This window comes from Mesorhizobium sp. M0898, from assembly GCF_040319695.1.
GTDB lineage: Bacteria > Pseudomonadota > Alphaproteobacteria > Rhizobiales > Rhizobiaceae > Mesorhizobium.
Genome location: NZ_JAMYOE010000001.1, coordinates 400,842 through 419,849, shown reverse-complemented (window position 1 = coordinate 419,849; position 19,008 = coordinate 400,842). Strand labels below are relative to the sequence as shown.

20 protein-coding genes are annotated in these 19,008 nt (G+C 64.2%); 11 read left to right on the top strand and 9 right to left on the bottom strand.

All coding sequences use genetic code 11. The features are described 5' to 3' along the window. Genes NKH90_RS02085 through NKH90_RS02070 form a run of 4 tightly spaced genes read left to right on the top strand, consistent with a single transcriptional unit; the run spans position 1 to position 3,887 of the window. The gene (locus NKH90_RS02085; RefSeq protein ID WP_352816911.1) at positions 1–1,059 is read left to right on the top strand and encodes a hemin-degrading factor; all 1,059 of its coding nucleotides are present in this window, start codon (positions 1–3) and stop codon (positions 1,057–1,059) included. Positions 1,060–1,070: 11 nt separating this feature from the next. Beyond that, on the top strand, positions 1,071–1,979 hold the full coding sequence (locus NKH90_RS02080; RefSeq protein WP_352816909.1) for a heme/hemin ABC transporter substrate-binding protein: 909 nt from the start codon (positions 1,071–1,073) through the stop codon (positions 1,977–1,979). A gap of 5 nt (positions 1,980–1,984) precedes the next feature. Next, positions 1,985–3,088: a FecCD family ABC transporter permease gene (locus NKH90_RS02075; protein ID WP_352539708.1), complete on the top strand. Its 1,104-nt coding sequence runs from the start codon at positions 1,985–1,987 to the stop codon at positions 3,086–3,088. A gap of 10 nt (positions 3,089–3,098) precedes the next feature. Continuing rightward, positions 3,099–3,887, top strand: a complete 789-nt coding sequence (locus NKH90_RS02070) for a heme ABC transporter ATP-binding protein (RefSeq protein ID WP_352816904.1) — start codon at positions 3,099–3,101, stop codon at positions 3,885–3,887. 245 nt (positions 3,888–4,132) lie between these two features. Here the strand turns inward: NKH90_RS02070 and rirA are convergent, their stop codons facing one another. Beyond that, entirely contained in the window at positions 4,133–4,594 is a 462-nt protein-coding gene (gene rirA / locus NKH90_RS02065) for an iron-responsive transcriptional regulator RirA (protein WP_023676431.1), read from the bottom strand. A 191-nt stretch (positions 4,595–4,785) separates the two neighbouring features. Between rirA and NKH90_RS02060 the strand changes: the two genes are divergently transcribed. The 3 genes from NKH90_RS02060 (at position 4,786) to NKH90_RS02050 (ending at position 7,238) form a co-directional block, all read left to right on the top strand. Further along, positions 4,786–6,090, top strand: coding sequence for a DUF445 domain-containing protein (locus NKH90_RS02060; RefSeq protein ID WP_352816901.1), 1,305 nt, complete (start codon positions 4,786–4,788; stop codon positions 6,088–6,090). A gap of 83 nt (positions 6,091–6,173) precedes the next feature. Next, positions 6,174–6,602: a phasin family protein gene (locus NKH90_RS02055; protein ID WP_352500896.1), complete on the top strand. Its 429-nt coding sequence runs from the start codon at positions 6,174–6,176 to the stop codon at positions 6,600–6,602. A gap of 138 nt (positions 6,603–6,740) precedes the next feature. Continuing rightward, on the top strand, positions 6,741–7,238 hold the full coding sequence (locus tag NKH90_RS02050) for a MaoC family dehydratase (protein WP_023676428.1): 498 nt from the start codon (positions 6,741–6,743) through the stop codon (positions 7,236–7,238). A gap of 30 nt (positions 7,239–7,268) precedes the next feature. On the opposite strand, the gene NKH90_RS02045 is transcribed toward NKH90_RS02050, so the two are convergent. Next, on the bottom strand, positions 7,269–8,672 hold the full coding sequence (locus tag NKH90_RS02045) for an aminotransferase-like domain-containing protein (protein WP_352500895.1): 1,404 nt from the start codon (positions 8,670–8,672) through the stop codon (positions 7,269–7,271). A gap of 106 nt (positions 8,673–8,778) precedes the next feature. Here NKH90_RS02045 and NKH90_RS02040 point away from each other — a divergent pair, with 106 nt between their 5' ends. Continuing rightward, positions 8,779–9,657, top strand: coding sequence for a DMT family transporter (locus NKH90_RS02040; RefSeq protein ID WP_352816897.1), 879 nt, complete (start codon positions 8,779–8,781; stop codon positions 9,655–9,657). 43 nt (positions 9,658–9,700) lie between these two features. Here NKH90_RS02040 and NKH90_RS02035 read toward each other — a convergent pair whose 3' ends face one another. Then, positions 9,701–11,149, bottom strand: coding sequence for an MFS transporter (locus NKH90_RS02035; RefSeq protein WP_502898794.1), 1,449 nt, complete (start codon positions 11,147–11,149; stop codon positions 9,701–9,703). Between the two features lie 139 nt (positions 11,150–11,288). Between NKH90_RS02035 and NKH90_RS02030 the strand changes: the two genes are divergently transcribed. Further along, the gene (locus tag NKH90_RS02030; protein ID WP_352501099.1) at positions 11,289–12,182 is read left to right on the top strand and encodes a LysR family transcriptional regulator; all 894 of its coding nucleotides are present in this window, start codon (positions 11,289–11,291) and stop codon (positions 12,180–12,182) included. 19 nt (positions 12,183–12,201) lie between these two features. On the opposite strand, the gene NKH90_RS02025 is transcribed toward NKH90_RS02030, so the two are convergent. The 3 genes from NKH90_RS02025 to NKH90_RS02015 are packed head-to-tail and all read right to left on the bottom strand — an operon-like array spanning position 12,202 to position 14,633. Further along, entirely contained in the window at positions 12,202–13,242 is a 1,041-nt protein-coding gene (locus NKH90_RS02025) for a zinc-dependent alcohol dehydrogenase family protein (protein WP_352500893.1), read from the bottom strand. Positions 13,243–13,275: 33 nt separating this feature from the next. Beyond that, positions 13,276–13,926, bottom strand: a complete 651-nt coding sequence (gene maiA / locus NKH90_RS02020; RefSeq protein WP_352816894.1) for a maleylacetoacetate isomerase — start codon at positions 13,924–13,926, stop codon at positions 13,276–13,278. Then, positions 13,923–14,633 (bottom strand): fumarylacetoacetate hydrolase family protein, encoded by a 711-nt coding sequence (locus NKH90_RS02015; RefSeq protein ID WP_352816891.1) that lies wholly within the window; start codon positions 14,631–14,633, stop codon positions 13,923–13,925. The genes maiA and NKH90_RS02015 overlap by 4 nt, the downstream gene beginning before the upstream one ends. Before the next feature lie 373 nt (positions 14,634–15,006). Between NKH90_RS02015 and NKH90_RS02010 the strand changes: the two genes are divergently transcribed. Then, complete coding sequence (locus NKH90_RS02010; RefSeq protein WP_352614017.1) at positions 15,007–16,029, top strand: acyltransferase family protein; 1,023 nt, start codon at positions 15,007–15,009, stop codon at positions 16,027–16,029. A gap of 19 nt (positions 16,030–16,048) precedes the next feature. Here the strand turns inward: NKH90_RS02010 and NKH90_RS02005 are convergent, their stop codons facing one another. Beyond that, positions 16,049–16,546, bottom strand: coding sequence for a GNAT family N-acetyltransferase (locus NKH90_RS02005; RefSeq protein ID WP_352816889.1), 498 nt, complete (start codon positions 16,544–16,546; stop codon positions 16,049–16,051). A 19-nt stretch (positions 16,547–16,565) separates the two neighbouring features. Further along, a complete protein-coding gene (locus NKH90_RS02000) occupies positions 16,566–17,330 on the bottom strand; it encodes a copper homeostasis protein CutC (RefSeq protein WP_352816886.1) in 765 nt (254 codons plus the stop codon). A 240-nt stretch (positions 17,331–17,570) separates the two neighbouring features. Here NKH90_RS02000 and NKH90_RS01995 point away from each other — a divergent pair, with 240 nt between their 5' ends. Continuing rightward, positions 17,571–18,026 (top strand): carboxymuconolactone decarboxylase family protein, encoded by a 456-nt coding sequence (locus NKH90_RS01995; RefSeq protein ID WP_352816884.1) that lies wholly within the window; start codon positions 17,571–17,573, stop codon positions 18,024–18,026. Positions 18,027–18,053: 27 nt separating this feature from the next. Here the strand turns inward: NKH90_RS01995 and NKH90_RS01990 are convergent, their stop codons facing one another. Next, complete coding sequence (locus NKH90_RS01990; protein ID WP_352816881.1) at positions 18,054–18,962, bottom strand: LysR family transcriptional regulator; 909 nt, start codon at positions 18,960–18,962, stop codon at positions 18,054–18,056. Positions 18,963–19,008: the final 46 nt, after the last annotated feature.

The window sequence follows — 19,008 nt, the reverse complement described above, 5'->3', positions numbered from 1 at the left end:
ATGGACCAGCGCGTAAAACCCGCCCCGCACGAGATCCGGCGGGCACGGGCAGACAATCCGAAAATGCGCGAGCGCGACCTCGCCGCCCAGCTCGGTATTTCGGAGGCCGAACTGGTCGCCGCGCATTGCGGCGACGGCGTCGTGCGCGTCGAGCCGCGTGTCAACGACCTTTTGACTGGCCTCGAAGCTGTCGGTGAGGTGATGGCGCTGACCCGCAACGAAAGCGCGGTGCACGAGAAGATCGGCGTCTACGACAAGGTCGTCACCGGCAATCACAATGCCATGGTGCTCGGTGACAATATCGACCTGCGCATTTTCCCAAAAGTCTGGGCACACGGCTTTGCCGTGGAAAAGCGCGACGGCGCCGACATCCGCCGCAGCCTGCAGTTCTTCGACACCGCAGGCGAGGCGGTACACAAGGTGCACCTCAGGCCAGCCTCCAACCTTTATGCCTATCAGAAACTGGTGGCCGGGCTGGAATCGCCGAACCAGGAGCCGACGGTGGCGATTTCAGCGGGCACCACCGACGAGACCGAGACTGCGGACAATTCGGCGAGCATCGACGATCTGCGCGACCGCTGGAGCCAGCTGACCGACGTGCACCAGTTCTTCGGCATGCTGAAGACACTGAAGATCAGCCGCCGACAGGCGGTGCGCATGGTCGGCCAGGATTACGCCTGGCTGGTCGACAAGGATGCGGTGAACGCCATGTTCAACCACGCCGCTGCCGGCGCCATGCCGATCATGTGCTTTGTCGGCAATCGCGGCTGCATCCAGATCCATTCCGGCCCCGTCGCCTCGATCAAGCCGATGGGACCATGGCTCAACGTGCTCGACGAGACCTTCCATCTGCACCTGCGGACCGACCACATCGATGAGGTCTGGGCCGTGCGCAAGCCGACCAGGGACGGCCATGTCACGTCGCTCGAAGTCTATGGCGCCGACGGCAAGATGATCATCCAGTTCTTCGGTAAGCGGCATGAAGGCGAAAGCGAGCGCGAAGACTGGCGCTTTCTGGCCGAAAACCTGCCGCGTATCCCAAGCCCGACCGCAGCCTGAGGAAAACGACGATGGTTCTTGTCTCCAGGCTGGCATCGGTCTCCAGGTCGGCGCTTGGTCCTGCGGCCGCCGTTTTCCTGGGGTTCGCCACGCTGATGACGGCTCAAGCCGCCGAGGGCATCGCGACTTTCGCCGATCGCTCGAGGATCGTGGCCATCGGCGGCTCGATCACCGAGATCGTCTACGCGCTCGGTGAACAGGATCGCCTTGTCGCACGCGATTCGACCAGCCGATATCCGCAAGCGGCGGTGGAACTGCCGGATGTCGGCTACATGCGCCAGCTGTCGCCGGAGGGTGTGCTGTCGGTCAATCCGTCGGGCATACTGGCGTTGCACGGCAGCGGACCGAAGGAAGCCGTCGACGTGCTGAAGAAATCAAGCATCCCGTTCATCGAGGTGCCCGAGCGCTATGATAATCAAGGCATTCTCGAAAAGATCCACATCGTCGGCAAGGCGCTCGGCACCGAGGCCAAGGCCGATGCGCTGGCGGCCCAGATAGACGCCAAGCTGAAGGTAGCCGAAAAGCAGGCCGCCTCGATCAAGGATCGCGAGCGCATCCTGTTCGTGCTGTCGATGCAGGGCGGCAAGCTGCTTGCCGCCGGCAGCGACACCGCCGCCGACGGCATCATCAAGCTTTCGGGCGGCATCAACGCCATCGACGGCTTTGCCGGCTACAAGCAATTGTCGGACGAGGCAGTCATCACCGCCAGGCCCGACGTGATCCTGATGATGAACAATGCCGGACCGGCCACCGCGGATGACGAATTGTTTTCGAACCCTGCCGTGGCTTCGACGCCGGCGGGTGCCGCCCGCAGGCTGATCCGCATGGACGGCGGCTACCTGCTCGGCTTCGGCCCGCGCACGGCCGACGCCATCCACGACCTCGCCGTCTCGCTCTATGGCGGCCAGGTCACGGATTGAGCGCGATGGCCGATCATTCGATCGCCGGTGCGGCGGGCATCATGGCGACGGCAGCCGAGGGTGATCGTTCGCGGCGCGCCCGCCTCGTCATCGTGCTGCTCTGCGTCGGGCTGGCTATCGCCGTGCTGTTGTCGCTGACCTCCGGCGCATCCGATGCCTCGGCCATCGGCGTCATGCATGATTGGCTGTTCGGCGCGTTGCCCGGCGACGCGGCATTGAGCGCCCGCGACCGCCTGATCATCCATGACATCCGTCTGCCGCGCGTTGTTCTGGGCGTGCTGATCGGCGCATCGCTTGCAGTCTCCGGTGCCGTCATGCAGGGGTTGTTCCGCAATCCGCTGGCCGACCCCGGCCTGATCGGCGTTTCGGCCGGATCGAGCCTCGGTGCGGTCGCCGTCATCGTGCTTGGCTCGACCATGCTGGCGCCGCTGACTTCGGCGCTCGGCACGATGGCTTTGCCGCTGGCTGCGTTCTGCGGCGGGCTGGCTACGACATTGCTGCTCTATCGGGTCGCGACACGGCAAGGCCAGACCTCCGTCGCCACCATGCTGCTCGCCGGCATCGCGCTGGCCGCGCTTGCCATGGCGCTGACTGGCATCCTGATCTTCATGGCCGACGACCGGCAATTGCGCGACCTGACCTTCTGGCAGCTCGGCTCGCTGGGCGGCGCAACCTGGCAGAAGATCGGCTCGGTCGGGCCGGTCATCGTGCTGGCGCTGGCGGCAATGCCGTTCCTGGCGCGCGGCCTCAACGCGCTGGCGCTCGGCGAGGCCACGGCCGGCCATCTCGGCATTCCGGTGCAGCGGCTGAAATACTCCGCGATTGTCGGCGTCTCGGCAGCGGTCGGCGCGTCGGTCGCCGTCAGCGGCGGCATCGGCTTCGTCGGCATCGTCGTGCCGCATTTGCTGCGCCTGCTGATCGGCCCCGACAACCGCTATTTGCTGCCGGCATCGGCACTGCTTGGTGCCGCGCTGCTGCTGTTGGCCGACGCCGTCGCCCGCACCATCGTTGCCCCGGCCGAATTGCCGATCGGCATCGTCACCGCGGTCGCCGGTGCGCCGTTCTTCCTGTGGATCCTGCTGCGCAAGCGCGGCGTCATCGACTTGTGAGGGTTTGCCTATGATCGAAGCGCGCGATGTCTCGGTGGCGATTGGCGGCAAGCGCATTGTCGCCAATGTCGATTTCGAGGCGCGGCCCGGCGAAATCGCGGCCATCGTCGGCCCCAACGGTTCGGGCAAGACGACCTTCCTCAGAGCACTGTCCGGCGATCTTGGCTATTCGGGAGAGGTCACCGTCAACGGCCGCAATCTATCCGCGATGAAGCCTCTCGAAGCGGCGACGCTGCGCGCCGTGCTGCCGCAGGCGACGACGCTGTCCTTCCCGTTCACAGTGCGTGAGATCGTCAGGCTGGGCCTGGTCGGCGGGCGCTCCGGCGCGCTGTCCGGCGAGGACCAGCGCCTGCCCGAACGGGCGCTGGCTCGCGTCGACCTCGACGGTTTCGCCGGCCGCTTCTACCAGGAGCTGTCCGGCGGCGAACAGCAGCGCGTGCAGCTTGCTCGCGTACTCTGCCAGGTCTGGGCGCCGGTGCTCGACGGCAAGCCGCGCTATTTGTTCCTCGACGAGCCGGTGTCCAGCCTCGACATCAAACACCAGCTGATCATCATGGACATCGCCCGCGATTTCGCCAGACGCGGCGGCGGCGTGGTCGCCATCCTGCACGACCTCAATTTGACGGCGATGTATGCCGACCGGATTTTCGTCATGCATCGCGGCAGGCTCGCCGCTACAGGTTCGCCGCAGCAGGTGCTCAGCGACGAGCTGATCGAAAAGGTCTTCGATTGCCGGCTGAAGGTCGGCGTGTTGCCGGCGGCAAACATGCCGTTCGTATTGCCGCAGTCTATCTGTTGATATTCAGGTGATGCCGGCCTGCAAATGGCGGTTTCCTGCGCTTCCGGCCTTCGCCGGCCGAAGCATTCATGAGAGGTGCGGCAGTTAAGGCTATGGCCGGCGCAGGCCGGTACTCACGTACCCAAACGTACGCTCCGTTCCGGTTCTCGGAAACCACCATTTTGGTCGCTTCGCGCCCGTCTTCGACTCCGGCTCGGCCTGACCTGAATCTCAACAGACCTCACCAACTGAGATGCGACCAAAAATCAGGCGGCCGGCGCCCTTTGCACCAGCATGTCGATGCCGAGCAGGTGCCGCACATTCGGGCGCGCCGCCACCAGATCGGCGATCGTGTAGCGCGACAGCACGGCGAAGAAGGCGTTGAGCGCTTCGCGCAATGCCGAATTCAGCGCGCAGCTGTCGACCAGCGGACATTCGGCGGCGTCGTTCTCGAAGCACTCGGCCATGGCAAAGCTTTCCTCCGTTACCCGCACGACATCGAACAGGCTGATTGATTCGGCCGCGCGGCCGAGCCTGACGCCGCCATTCCTGCCGCGCACCGTTTCGATCAGGCCGTTTTCGACCAGCGGCTGCAGGATCTTGAACAGGAAAAGTTCCGATACCGAATAGGCGGCGGCGATCTCGGGGATGCGGCTCAACCGCTCGGTGTTGGCGGCGCAATACATCAGAATGCGCATGGCGTAATTGGTCTGACGGGTAAGCCGCATTGTGTCCTCACATAACAGTGGTTGGCGTCAATATGGCCTACAGTTTGGAACAATTCCAGACTGGCGCTGCATAATAGATGAATTCTGGCGTCAAGTTTGCGTGCACGATTGCGCGCACCGGAACCAGCGGCGCGCTTTCTGGGGCAGGCGACACTAGATAAGTTCGCATACACGATCAGGAGCGGCCCATCATGTCACGACCAGCCCCGGCATTTGCATCCGTCGCGTCCGTCCGGTTCGACGCCGATGCCGACGCCAAGCTTTCGGCGCTCAGGCGCACCAAGTTCGTCGCCGCCGCAGCACTTGCGTTTTGCGTGCTGGTCTTTGCGGTGGCGAAATCGCTCGAGAGCCGGCATGCGTGGTTGGGCTTCGTCGCCGCTTTCGCCGAGGCGGCGACGATCGGCGGGCTGGCGGACTGGTATGCGGTGGTGGCGCTGTTTCGGCGGCCACTTGGCCTGCCGATCCCGCATACGGCCATCATCCCGGAAAACCAGAATCGCATCGCCGACAATCTCGGCCGCTTCATCGAGGTGAATTTCCTGGCGCCGGAACCGGTGCGCGAAAAGCTCGCCGAGGTCGACTTTTCGGCGCTGGTCGCGGACTGGCTGGCCGACCCGAACCGCGCCGCCGATTTATCGCGCTTCGTCGGCCGGCTGGTGCCGCAGGCGCTGGCGGCGGTCGAGCAATCCGGACTGCGCGGCTTCGTCACCAGCCGCATGCTGGAGCAGATCGAAAAGGTGCCGCTGGCGCCGCTCGCCGCCGAGCTGCTGTCGGCGCTGACCGACGATCGCCGCCACCAGAAATTATTCGACGAGTTCACCAAGGTGGTCGGCCGCTTCCTGAGCGACGAGCAGGCGCTGGCGACGATGCGCGAGAAGATCCGCGAGGAACTGCCGTCGCTGTTCAACCTGTTTCGCGCCGACGCCTATCTGTTGAAGAAGATCATTGCGTCGGCCGGCTCGCTGCTCGATGAGGTGCGGGCCGATCCGCACCATCCGATGCGAGTCGAATTCGACCTTTTCGTCGAAACCTTCGTCGAGCGGCTGAGGACATCCAAACAATATGCCAGGCGCGCCGAAAAGCTGAAGCGCGATTTCCTTGCCCGGCCGGAGCTCAGCGCGCTGGCCGGCGATATGTGGGACAGCCTGCGGCTGTTCATCGAACAGGACGCCAAGGCGCCGAATTCGATGATCCGCGACCATCTCGCCACCATGTTCGTCGAGGTCGGCCGCCATCTTGCCGACGACGCGCAGATCAGGGCCGACATGAACCAGGGCTTCATCGTGGCGCTGGCGTCCTTCGTCGAAAGCCAGAAGAGCGGCGTGTCGAAGTTCATCGCTGACCAGGTCAAGCGCTGGGACCTCGCGCAACTGACAAGGCTTATCGAAATGAACATCGGCAAGGACCTGCAATATATCCGCTTCAACGGCATGATCATCGGTGGCCTTGCCGGCCTCGTGCTCTACACTGCCGAACGGCTGTTTCTTGTCGGCTGACTCGTCCGAATGGACCGCTGAGCTTCGCTGCACTATCTTCCGTGCAGTGGCGGCGTTGGCGGCAACAGGGGGAGAGAACCAGCATGGCAAAACGACCGGAGTCCGAGTCCTTCATCGACATATTCGGCAAGTTCGGCCGCGACCTGAAGCTGCCGAATGTCGATGTCGAGGCGATCCTCGCCCACCACGCCAGGAACTTGGAAGCGCTGGAGAAGTCGGCACGGGCGAGTGCCGCCGGAGCGTCGGCGCTGTTGTCAAGGCAACGCGAGATGCTGCAGGACACACTGCGCGAAATCACCGACATGGCACAAAGCTACAGAGCGCCCGGCAATCCGCAGGAAATGATGCAGAAGCAGGCGGCGTTCGCCAGGAAATCCTTCGAGACCGCGCTGAAGAATGCCGGCGAGATGACCGAACTGGCGAGGGCGTCCGGCACCGAATCGATCGAAATCCTGCGCAGCCGCATCAAGGAGGCGATGGAGGAGATCCGCGCCGGCCACGACAAGAGGTAAGCTGTTCCCCGGCAGCACGCTTGCCGGCGGCGAAGACCGGCGGTTCGCGGCCGAAGATTATGGGCTGGAATCGCACTGGCGAATTGACAGGGGCGGCCCGTCGTGGTCCGGAACAGGCAAGCGATCGGGAAAGCAGGAATGACGCAGATACGGCCGAGGACGCCGCCGACCTTCGAGCAACTCAGGGCGATGGCCGGGCAGGAGTTGGGCGTTTCGGACTGGACGCTGGTCGATCAGCACCGCATCGACCAGTTTGCCGAATGCACGGGCGATCATCAATGGATCCATGTCGATCCCGAGCGGGCGAAGCGGCAAAGCCCGTTCCGCACCACGATCGCGCATGGCTATCTGACTCTGTCCATCATCGGCGCGCTGGCGCTCGAGATGGGGATCGTACCCGAAAACACGCAGGCCGCGTTCAACTACGGTTTCGACAAAGTGCGCTTCGTGGCGCCGGTCAGGGTCGGCTCGCGAATCAGGCTGCGCACCACGCTGTTGTCGATGGAAGACAAAGGTCCGGGGCAATATCTGATGAAGGCCGCCAATACGGTCGAGATCGAAGGCGAGCAGAGGCCGGCGCTGACCGCCGAGACGCTCGTCATGCTTTATGCACGCCGCAAGCGGGCAGGGGCCTGAGAGTTCAGCCTCAGTTTTGCGGCAGCGCAATCAACGCGACATCGCCTGTTCAAGCGCCCTGAAAACCCGGTCGTCTCCCGATTGGGCGACGTTGAAGCGCATGTAACGGCTGGCCGACCGGGACAGGCTGAACGCATTGCCGGGCGCGAGCACGACGTTGGCCGACAGGGCATGGCGGGCGACATCCGCGGCATCTATCCCCTCCGGCAGCCTGCACCACAGAAACATGCCGGCCGGCTGATCTATCCATGGCACGATGCCGATCGCCCTCAGGCGGGTGCTGGTTTCCTCCATTGCGCGCGAAAGCCGCGCGCGCAGCAGGTCCACGTGCTTGCGATAGAGGCCATCCTTCAGCAGCGTCAGTACCAGTTCGGATGCAAGCCGACCGCTGCCGAACGACGTGGCGATCTTGAGATCGGTCAATCCTTCCATCCAGTCGCGAGGAGCGGCGATGAAGCCGCAGCGCACCGATGCCGACAGGGTCTTGGAAAAGCTTCCGATGTGGATGACCCGGCTGAGGCCGTCGAAGGCAGCCAGCCGGGGCGCGGGCGTGTGTTCGAAATCGGCGAAGATATCGTCCTCGATGATGGTCAGCCCTGACTGGTCGGCGAGCTTCAGCACCCGATGGGCAACGACCGGGGACAATATGGCGCCGGTCGGATTGTGGAGCGCCGAATTGGTGATGTAGAGGCGCGGCCGATGCTCGTTCAGTGCCTGCGCGAACAGCTCGATGTCCGGACCCGAGCGCGTGTAGGGGACGCTGATCACCTTGGCCCGATGGGCGCGCAACAGGGCATGGAAGTTGAAGTAGCAGGGATCGTCGACCAACACCGTGTCACCCGGTTCGAGCAGGAACCGGCACAGCAGGTCGATCGCCTGAGTGCCCGATTCCGCCAGCATGATCTGGTCCGGGGAGGCTTCGATACCGTGCTCGGCCATGCGCCGCGCCAGCAGATGGCGTAGCGCCGGCAAGCCGAGCGGCGTGCCGTAATCGGTCAGCGCTGCGTCGTCGGCGCGGGCCATCGTCCGCAGCGCGCGACGCAATCCGGCCTCGGGCATCCATGACGCCGGCAACCAGCCGCAACCCGGTTTCAGGACGCCGTCGCCGGCTTCCAGCGATTGGCGCGAGACCCAGAGCGGGTCGACAGCACGGTCAAGCCTGGGGCCGATCTCGGCCAGCGACAGCGGAGCCAGCGGTCCGGCGGCATAGAAGCCCGAGCCTGGCCGCGAGCGGATCATGCCTTCCGCCGCCAGACGCTCATAGGCTTCGACCACGGTGGATTTGGAAACCTGCATGGCCTTGGCGAACGCCCGGATCGAAGGCAGCCGCGTTCCCGGTGTGAGGCTGCGCGCGGCGATCCTGTGCCTGATCGTCGCCATGACGCTTTCGACAAGCGTTCGGCTGCGCTCATCTGTTGTCGTCTGCTCATCCATCCGTACTGCTCGCCCTACCATGACGGTTTTGTCAAACTGTACCTGATTGTCTCTGGCGGAGCCAGACCGCCCGGCCCGATAGAGGGCGAAAACGAGCGGGGCATCGATGAACAAGGCGGCGAGTAGTTGGGCGGCGAGTGGCTGGGTTAACGGGTTCATAGGCGTGCTGATCTTCAGCGGTTCGCTTCCGGCGACGCGCGTGGCGGTGATGGATTTCGATCCGGTGTTCGTAACGGTCGCCCGTGCGGCTTCGGCGGGCATCCTCGGCCTGGCGCTGCTGCTCATTTTTCGTCAGAAGCGTCCGGAGCGGCGAGATCTGTTCCCGCTGGCGATCGTGGCGCTTGGCGTCGTGGTCGGCTTTCCCCTGCTGACGGCGCTGGCGCTCAAGCACATCACGTCGGCTCACTCCATCATCTTCGTCGGCCTGTTGCCGTTGGCGACCGCGATCTTCGGTGTGGTTCGAGGCGGTGATCGCCCGAAGCCGGCGTTCTGGCTGTTCTCGTGCCTCGGCAGCGCCCTTGTCGCCGGTTTCGCAGTCACCCAAGGCCTGTCGGTCTCGCCGCTCGGCGACATCTTGATGCTGGCCGCCATCATCGTGTGTGGATTGGGCTACGCCGAAGGAGCGGCGCTGTCGCGCAAACTCGGCGGTTGGCAGGTGATTTCGTGGGCGCTGGTGCTGTCGCTGCCCCTCATGCTGGCGCTGACGTTCATCACTTTGCCGCCGTCGCTCGAAAGTGCCGGCAGGGGCGCCTGGATCGGTTTGGCCTATGTTTCGCTGTTCAGCATGCTGATCGGTTTCGTGTTCTGGTATCGCGGCCTGGCGCAAGGCGGCATCGCCGCCGTCGGGCAGTTGCAACTGCTGCAGCCCTTCTTCGGCCTCGGGCTGGCGGCAGCGCTGCTGCATGAGCAGGTCAGTCCCGCCATGATCGCCGTCACCGCCGCCGTCGTACTTTGCGTCGTCGGTGCCAAGAGATATGCGAGATAGGTGCGCCAGTTGCCGGAGTTGCATGCGAACCGGGTGGAAACCCTCAAGGATGCTTGGCAACGATATCAGTTCGCCCGGCCGTGGCGCGGGCTGAAAATACCGCAAGGATCAGCGCCATCAGCACCAGGCCCGTTGCCACCTGGAAAGTGACCTGCATCCCTCGTGCCGCTGCCGCAGGTGCCAACACTGCCAAGCCAGTCCCTTCCCCAGCCGATGCGAAGGCGAACACCGCGCCCATCACCGACGCACCGGTGATCAGGCCGAGATTGCGCGACAGATTGAGCAGGCCGGAGACGACGCCACGCTGGTCGGATGCGACGCCCGTCATCACGGCCGAATTGTTGGAGGTCTGAAACAGGCTGTAGCCGGTGCAGACGATGATGATTGGTGCGACATAGCCGGCAATACCGAATTCCGCCCGCGACAGAGCAAAGGTGCCAATAGCGAGATCGAACAGGCCGACGATCGTCATCCGGTGCGCCCCGAAACGATCGACCAGGCGTCCGGCCGGCAGCGCCGCCAATGCGGTAATCAGAGGGCCGGTCGACAGAACCAGCCCGACCATGGCTGCGTCTAGCCCGAGCGCGCGCGACAGATAGAATGGTGCGACCACCAGCGTCGCCATCATCACAGTGGCGACGATCAGGTTCATGGCGAGGCTTGCGTTCAACGCCTGGTCGCGGAACCTCGCAGGTTGAATCAAAGGGTTCTGGACCCTTGTCTGCGCAATGACAAACAGCAGGCCAGCCACGGTGGCGGCAATCAGCAAGCCGACATTGAGAGAACCGAAACTGCCACGCCCAAGGGTCATGGCGAGCGCATAAGCGGCTAGCGTCAGCGCGAGCAAGGCCGTGCCGATGCCGTCGAAACCGCGCCGATCTGGCGTCTTTTTTCCGGCCGGCAGGAAGCGCCAGGCAAGCGCAAAGGCCAGCACCCCCAACGGCAGATTGATGAGGAAGATCGCGCGCCAGCCGAGGCTGGCAATCAACAGTCCGCCAAGGGAGGGGCCAAGCGTGGTGCCGATCGCCGACATGGCGCCGAGCAGGCCCATGGCGCTGCCGGTTTTATCCCGGGGAACCGCGTCGGCAACAAAGGCCAGCGTCAGAGCCATCATGACGGCCGCGCCGAGCCCCTGTGCCGCCCGTGCGGCGATCAGCAGCCAGAGCGTCGGCGCGAGCCCGCAAAGCACCGATGCGAAGGTGAACAGGGCAATGCCGCCGAGCAATAGCGGTCGGCGGCCGAATACGTCGGCGAGCCGCCCGACGCTGACGATCAAGGTAGTAATGGCGAGCAGATAGGCCAGGACGACCCATTGCACGAGCTGGAACGATGCGCCGAATGCCTGCATCAGCGATGGCAGCCCGACGCTGGCGATGCTGGTGGCGAGCGACGACAGCAGCGTTGAAAGCGACAGGCTTGCCAATGCCCATCGGGTCGAGCGTGCGCTCACCGGGGCAACTTCGTCCCAGATCTTTTCAGCGGTCGATGCCAAGGTGAACTCCTTTGCCGGCAGCCCCCAATCGGAGCTGTCGGACGCTATTCCCTCGCATGATGTGGCGGAAGGCGCAGTATTTGCATCTTATTCGTGCATGAAACGCCACATCGCGGCCGAGCTGTGCTACGGTCCTTCCATGTCGTCACCCGATCTCAATCTGCTTGTCGCCCTCGATGTGCTGCTGAGCGAGGGCAGTGTGGCGCGCGCGGCCGGGCGGCTGCGCCTCAGTCCCTCGGCGATGAGCCGGACGTTGGCGCGGTTGCGCCAGGCGACAGGCGACCCATTGTTGGTCCGGGCCGGCCGTGGCCTGGTTGCGACGCCGCGCGCGCTCGAATTGCAGCAACAGGTAGGCCGCGTCGTTCAGGATGCGGAAGCGCTGCTGCGCCCGGCCAAGCTCCTCGACCTCTCTGCTCTCGACAAGGTCTTCACGCTGCGCGCCAACGAAAGTTTCGTCGAGGAGTTCGCACCGCGTCTTCTGACCCGTGTCGAAGCGGATGCACCTGGCGTGCGGCTGCGTTTTGCGCCGAAATCCGACAAGAACGACATGTCGTTGCGTGACGCGGCGGTTGACCTCGAAATCGGGGTTGCCAGTGAAACGAACCCTGAAATGCGCATTCAGGCGCTGTTTCGCGACCGCTTCATCGGTGCGGTGCGAACGGGTCACAGCCTGGGCGAGGGCCCAATGACGCCGGAACGCTATGCGGCCGGCCGCCACATCAGCGTTTCGCGGCGTGGCCGCGAAAAGGGCCCGATCGACGAGGCCTTGAAACTGCTCGGTCTCCAGCGGACGATCGTGTGCATGGTTTCCAGCTTCTCGGCCACGCTCGCCATGGCGCGCGCCTCCGATCTGATCGCCAGCGTCCCCGAACGGCACACGCTGGGCGCGCGCACGGGCATGTACAGCTTCCCGTTGCCGGTCGATATCGAGGAGGTCACCATTTCGATGCTGTGGCATCCGCGACTCGATGCCGATCCAGCACAACGCTGGCTGCGAGCCTGCGTGCGGGAGGTCTGCGCGTCGTTTCGCTGATCCAGGCTCAGGGCGTGATCTAGAATCTGGTCACCACGCCGATGCCTATGCCTTCGAAGCCGCCCATCGCCATCAATGCGGCCGGCGCCTCTTCGAGGCTGATCTTCTTGCCGACCAGCAGTTCGGGTTTCAGCTTGCCGGTACGGATCATCTCCATCATCGCCTGGTAGCGGAACGCCTGCATGCCGTGGCTGCCGCGGATTTCGAGCTCGAATGCGATCACCTTGTCCATCGGTATCTGCGGCCTGGCATGGTCGCCGAGCATCAGGCCGACCTGCACGTGGCGGCCGCGACGGCGCAGGTTCGCGATCGAGTTGAAAGAGGTTGTGGGGTGGCCGAGCGCGTCCATCGACATATGCGCGCCGCCATTGGTGATCTGCTTGACCGCCTTGACTACGTTCGGCGTCTTTGCCGCGTTGATCGTCGCCACCGCGCCGATCTTTTTGGCAAAGTCCAGCTTCTCGTCCGTGAGGTCGATGGCGACGACATTGGCGCCCATGGCGCTGGCGATCATGATCGCCGACAGGCCGACGCCGCCGCAGCCATGCACGGCCACCCATTCGCCGGGCGTCACCCGGCCCTGATCGACGATGGCGCGGAACGAGGTGACGAAGCGGCAGCCGAGGCTGGCGGCGGTGGCGAATTCCATCTCGTCGGGCAAGCGTACGAGATTGGTGTCAGCATGGTCGATGGCGACATATTCGGCGAACGAACCCCAGGCGCTGAAGCCGGGCTGGAACTGATGTTCGCAGACCTGGTGGTTGCCCGACGTGCATTCGAAGCAGCGGCCGCAGCCGACGGCAAACGGCACAGTGACGCGCTCGCCGCCCTTCCAGCGGGTCACCTGGTTGCCCACCGCGGCCACGACGCCGGCAAGCTCGTGGCCAGGCACATGCGGCAGGCGGATACCGTCGTCGTGCCCCATCCAGCCATGCCAGTCGCTGCGGCAGAGGCCGGTGGCCTCAACCTTGATGACGACGCCTTCCGGCGCCGGCGTCGGATCCGGCACGGTCTGGATCGTCGGCGCCTCGCCGAATTTTTCGAAGACGACGGCTTTCATCGGCTGTTCCTCATGACTTCTGCGATTTGCGGTCTATTCGGCATCGATCTGGTTCTCAGGCGCGGCATTCTGGAACGCCGGCAGCGCCGTGCAGGCGGCATTGATGCGCGAGATCGTCGGGTAGGGCGTCATGTCGACGCCGAAGCGGGCATTGCTGGTGACCTGTGCGACCAGGCAGATGTCGGCCAGCCCCGGCGTGTCGCCATGGCAGAATGTCTTGGTCTCGGGCGAGGAAGCCAGAATCTTTTCAAGCGGCTGGAAGCCTTCGTTGACCCAGTGCCGGAACCAGTTGACGACATCCTGGTCGCCGGCGCCGAACAGTGTGCGCAGCGAGGTCAGCACGCGCAGATTGTTCACCGGATGGATGTCGCAGGCGATCATCTGCGCCAGCATCCTGACGCGGGCGCGGCCAGGCGCATCCGTGGGCAGCAGCGGTGGCTCAGGCGTGGTCTCGTCGAGATATTCGATGATCGCCAGCGATTGCGTCAGTAGCCTGCCGTCGTCCAGGACCAGTGCCGGCACCAGCCCTTGCGGATTGACCGCGAGGTAGGCGGGTTCGAGATGCTCGCCGTGGCGCAAATGATGCGGCACGTAGTCGTAGGACAGGCCCTTCATCTCCAGCGCGATCCGCACCCGGTAAGAGGTCGAGGAGCGGTAGTAGTTATGGAGGACGATGTCGCTCATCGGATCGGTTGGCCGATGGTCAGTTCGATTTCGCCGATGCCGTCGACGCCACCGGTGATCTTTTCGCCCGGCCCGACGGCGCCGACGCCAGCCGGTGTTCCGGTGAAGATCAGGTCGCCGGGCTTAAGCTCTAGCGCCTCGCTGCAAATCGAGACGATGTCGGGAACCGGCCAGATCAGTTCGGCGAGGTCGCCGTCCTGCCTGATCTCGCCGTCGACCGCGAGCCAGATGCGGCCCTTGTCGGGATGACCGGATTTTTGCGCCGGAACCAGCGGGCCGCAGGGCGCTGAACGGTCGAAGGCTTTCGACCAGTCCCACGGCCTTGCCGCCTTTTTTGCCTCGTCCTGAAGGTCGCGGCGAGTCAGGTCGACGCCGACGCCGTAGCCCCAGACATGGTCCAGCGCGCGCTCGCGCCGGATGCGGAAGCCGGCTCCGCCGATCGCGACGACCAGCTCGATTTCGTGATGCAGGTTTTGGGTCAGCGGCGGGTAGGGGATAATCGTGCCCGAACCGACCGCCGCATCGACCACTGCGTCGCCTGGCTTGGTGAAGAAGAAGGGCGGGTCGCGCTCGTCATTGCCGAGCTCGCGGGCATGAGCGGCGTAGTTGCGGCCGACGCAGAAGATCCGGCGCACGGCAAAACGCTCCGGCGAGCCGGCCACGGCCACCGACGGGGTTGCGGGCAGGGGAAGGACGAGGCCGGTCATGCACTATCTCTGTTCAGTGGATCTGTCCCCGGCACATTCGGCCGATTTGGGCAAACGGGCAAGGCATTGGATGGCGGAAGAGCAGGCCTGCCGCACGGTGCCGCGGAAATCACCGGTACATTTTGCTCTGCCGGCCAAGATGGAGATGTACCATTTGCCGTTAGGCTGGCCATGGCGCGCAGCGCCTGCCGCCAACGCCTGAGACTGTCGACCTTTGGTTTCGGGGAACGGACGTGACAGCCCCCTTTCGGTCCGCCCCCGTACTTCGGGCGTGTCGTTATCTCGCACTTGCACAAAGCTCTGGTGCGCTGCAATATAGCTGGAGGAATGCGGCCTCCAGCCCACCTTTCGCAGGTTCAATGAAGGGACCGGCATGACGGACATCTCCGCGACGCGTCTTGTCGTGTCCAGGCCTGTCGCCGATAGCTCGGCAAGAACCAGGCTTGCCTATCTCGACGGCTGGCGCGGCCTGTCGATCGCGCTGGTGCTGATCGGCCATTTCTTCCCCGTTCCCGGCATCAATCTCGGCGTCCTGGGCGTCGAATTCTTCTTCGTGCTCAGCGGCCGGCTGATGGCCGAGATCCTGTTTGTCGAATACTATCCGCTGAAGAAATTCTTCAAGCGCCGGTTCTCCCGCATCTACCCGGCACTGCTGATTTTTGTCGTCGCCGCGATGGTTGCCCTGTCCGGCACATTCATCGCCTTCAAGTGGAAGGCGGCGCTGACGGCGCTGACGTTCACCTACAACTATGCCGGAATTCTCGTCACCCGCGCCGGCGCGCTCGACCATATCTGGTCGCTCTGCGTCGAAGAGCACGCCTATATCATCCTGGCGCTGATCAGCGTCGTCGTCTCGGGGCGATCCCGGGTCATCATGTTGCTCGGCGTATTGTCGGTGCTGGCCATGGCAAACGGCGCCATCTCCTACTGGGTGCTCGCAATAGGCTACGAGGGCACCTATTGGCGCACCGACGTGCACATCGCTTCGATCCTGCTGTCGGCGGTGATATGCCTGCTCAAGGCCGACGACAGGCTGCCGGCGCTGTTCAAGGGGCCACATGTCGCCCTGGCGGCCTCAGTAGTGGCTGTGCTCCTTTTCATGGCTGCCGTGCCAACCCCCATCCACTATCTGGTCGCGGTGCCGCTGCTGGCACTCGCCGTCAATTCGCTCGACTTCGGCAGCCGGTATCTGACCGGGTTTCTATCGTCCCTGCCGATGACGATGCTGGGGCTGTGGTCGTATTCGCTCTATCTTTGGCAGCAGCCCTTTTATCAATTCGTCGACATAAAAGGCAGTTCGCCGTGGTTGATGCTTGCGGCGGCGTTCGCTTGCGCGCTGTGCAGCTACTACATCATCGAAAAGCCGGCCCGCTCCTGGCTGAACCGCAATTGGTAGGGCGTACGGCGCCCGCCGTTCAGCCGGCGATCCGTCTTGCATAATACCGCACGGCTTTCCTGCCGCCGTGGATTACCGCGTCGCCCACTTCCGCAAAGCCGAGTGCGGCATGGAAGGCGTCCGAAGCCGGATTGGGTGGCTCGGCATTGACTTCGCAGGTGACGATCGCCTGGCCCGCGCGTGACGCCTGCTCGAACAGATCCTCGTACAGCCGGCGGGCATGGCCGCGCCCGCGCGCTGCGGCGGCGACCACGACGCGATCGACATAGACGAACCGCGGGTAACGCTGGCGAAACCACAGGAAGTTCGGGCTGTCGTAGCTGGCGTCCTGGTCGAAGGTCATGATGAAGGCTTCGAGCGTACCGATGCGGCGCGTGTAAAACGCTTCGGCGAGCAGGAAGGACAGGCGCTCGGGTTCGAGCCACGACAATTCGGCGGCATGCTCGTTGTTGAGCGCGAGGATTGCGGACTCATCCTGCGGCGAAACCCGTTCGATCGGCAAACGCACTTCGATCATGTTGTTCGATCTTCCAGGATCACAGCCGGGCGGCTGCGATGGTCGCCGCCACCATCGCCTCATCGGTCACGGTGTTGCGGTATTCGCGGTCGAGGTCGGTGCCGCCCATGCCGACCCTTGGGTTGCGGTAACGCATAGCGCTCTGCACGTCCTTGAGCGCGGCGAAGTGCATTTCGCTCAACCCGGTTTTCCTCCGCACCTTGCCGATGTTCTCGGGATCAAGCCCGCCGCAGCCGAGGATGATGATGCGGTCGCCGGCCTGCCTGACAAGATCGGCGAGCAGGTCCGCGCCCTCGAGCGCCGTGTCGCGCTGGCCGCTGGTCAGCACGCGGCCGACCTTGCAGCGGATCAGCGTCTCCAGCGCCTCTGTCGGGTCGCGGGTCATGTCGAAGGCGCGGTGGCAGGTGACGTTCAAGTTTCCCGCCGCCTTAACCAATTCGCTCATGTGCTGTTCGTCGATGGTGCCGTCGGCAGTGAGGCAACCGACGACGACACCGGCGACGCCGAGCTCGGCAAGCGCGCCGACATCGGCGAGCATCGAACGATATTCGGCTTCGCCATAGAGAAAATCGCCGCCGCGCGGCCGCACGATGACGTGGAAGGGGATCGTCGCCAGCTCGAGCGCCGTGCGCACCGTGCCGAAGCTCGGTGTGATGCCGCCCTCGATCAGGCTGGCACAGAGCTCGACACGGTCGGCGCCTGCGGCTTGCGCGGCCAGCAGGCCGTCTATGCCTTCGACGCAGATCTCGATCAGCGGCAGGCGAGGGCGTTCGGTCTCGATCATAGGCGATCCGTCGATGATTTCAGCTGCCCAGCGGTAGCATCGGGCATGGTGCGATGAAAGCCGGAACTGTTGGCTCAACACGCGACAGGGCGGCCGGCGGTGCTCCAATTTTGCCGCTTGACATATCCATAACCGTTCAGCTATATGTCGATTCATAGCTAGCGAGTTATTGATTGATTAACAGCACAGCCGACCGAAAGCTAAATGTGCGGCCGGCAGAAACACGCTAAGGAGACCACCATGCAAGCACGGTTGAAAAACCCGGTGATGCTCATTCCCGGCGCCTTGCAGGCACTGCTCGCGCTGGACAAGTCGACGGAGACGGCCGACCTGTCATATGTGACGCGCAAGCTCGTCCATTTACGCGCCAGCCAGATCAACGGATGCAGCCTCTGCGTCGATATGCATGCGCGCGAATTGAAGAAGGCCGGCGAAAAGGACGAGCGCATCTTTGCCGTGTCCGCATGGCGGGAGACACCCTACTTCACCGACGCCGAACGCGCCGCGCTGGCACTGACCGAGGCGGCAACCCGGGTGGCCGATCGGCCGGATCCGGTGCCGGATGCAGTCTGGGACGAGGCCGCCCGGCACTATGACGAAAAGGCGCTTGCCGCCCTGGTCGTCCAGATTGCCCTGATCAACGCATTCAACCGGCTCAACGCAACCACCAGGCAGATTGTCGGCGCCTGGGGCTGAACGGGGCTCGCTTTTCGCAACGGCACGTCAGATCCGCAACTCGTGAGCGTTCGCGCGGACGAAGTCGATGAAGGCCCGCAGCTTCGGCGGTACGAGGCGGCGGCTCGGATAATAGAGGTGGAGCGGCTCGTAAGCGGGACAGAAAGGCTCCAGCACCTTGACCAGCGCGCCTGAGGCGAGAAGCGGCGCGGCGAGGCCCTCGACCGCGAAGGCGAGGCCAAGCCCTTGCGCGGCGGCGGTAATGCACAGCGGAAGCGTGTTCACGACCAGGCATGCGTCCGGCGTAAATGCGACTTCGCGTCCCTCCACAATGAATTCCCAGGGTGAAATCGTGCGGGTGCGGGTGAGGGCGAATGCGATGCAGCGATGGGCGGCGAGGTCTGCCGGCCGCTTCGGCGTACCGTTGCGCGCCAGATAATCGGGGCTGCCCACCACGACCATCTGCAGGGGCCCGCCCAGGCGCGCGCCGATCATATCTCTCTCGAGAAGCTCGCCGATGCGCAGGCCGGCATCGAAGCCCTCGGCGGCGATGTCGACGAAGCTGTCGTCGAAAATCAGACTAAGCCGCACTTCGGGATAAGCATCCATGAACGGCCGCATCAGTGGCTCTATCAGCAGCGGCGCGGCGATCCAGGGCAGGCTGAGGCGCAGCGTGCCGGCGGGACGATCGCGAGCTTCGCGCAGTGCCGCGCCAGCCGCCCAGATATCTTCGGCTGCCGGGCGCACGTGGTCGAGGTATTCAGCGCCAGCTTCGGTCAAGCCAACGCTGCGGGTCGTCCGGTTGAGCAGCCGCACCCCCAGGCGCTCCTCGAGCCCCTTGATCGCCTCGCTCAACGAGGCCGGAGCGACGCCGAGCTCGGCGGCGGCGCGGGTGAAGCTTTTGGCCTCCGCAACCTTGACGAAGGCGACGATGCCGCTGAATTGGTCGAGGCGCATTGTAAGGATTTTCCAAATAGCCCTGTCGAATTCTACCGGTTTTTCC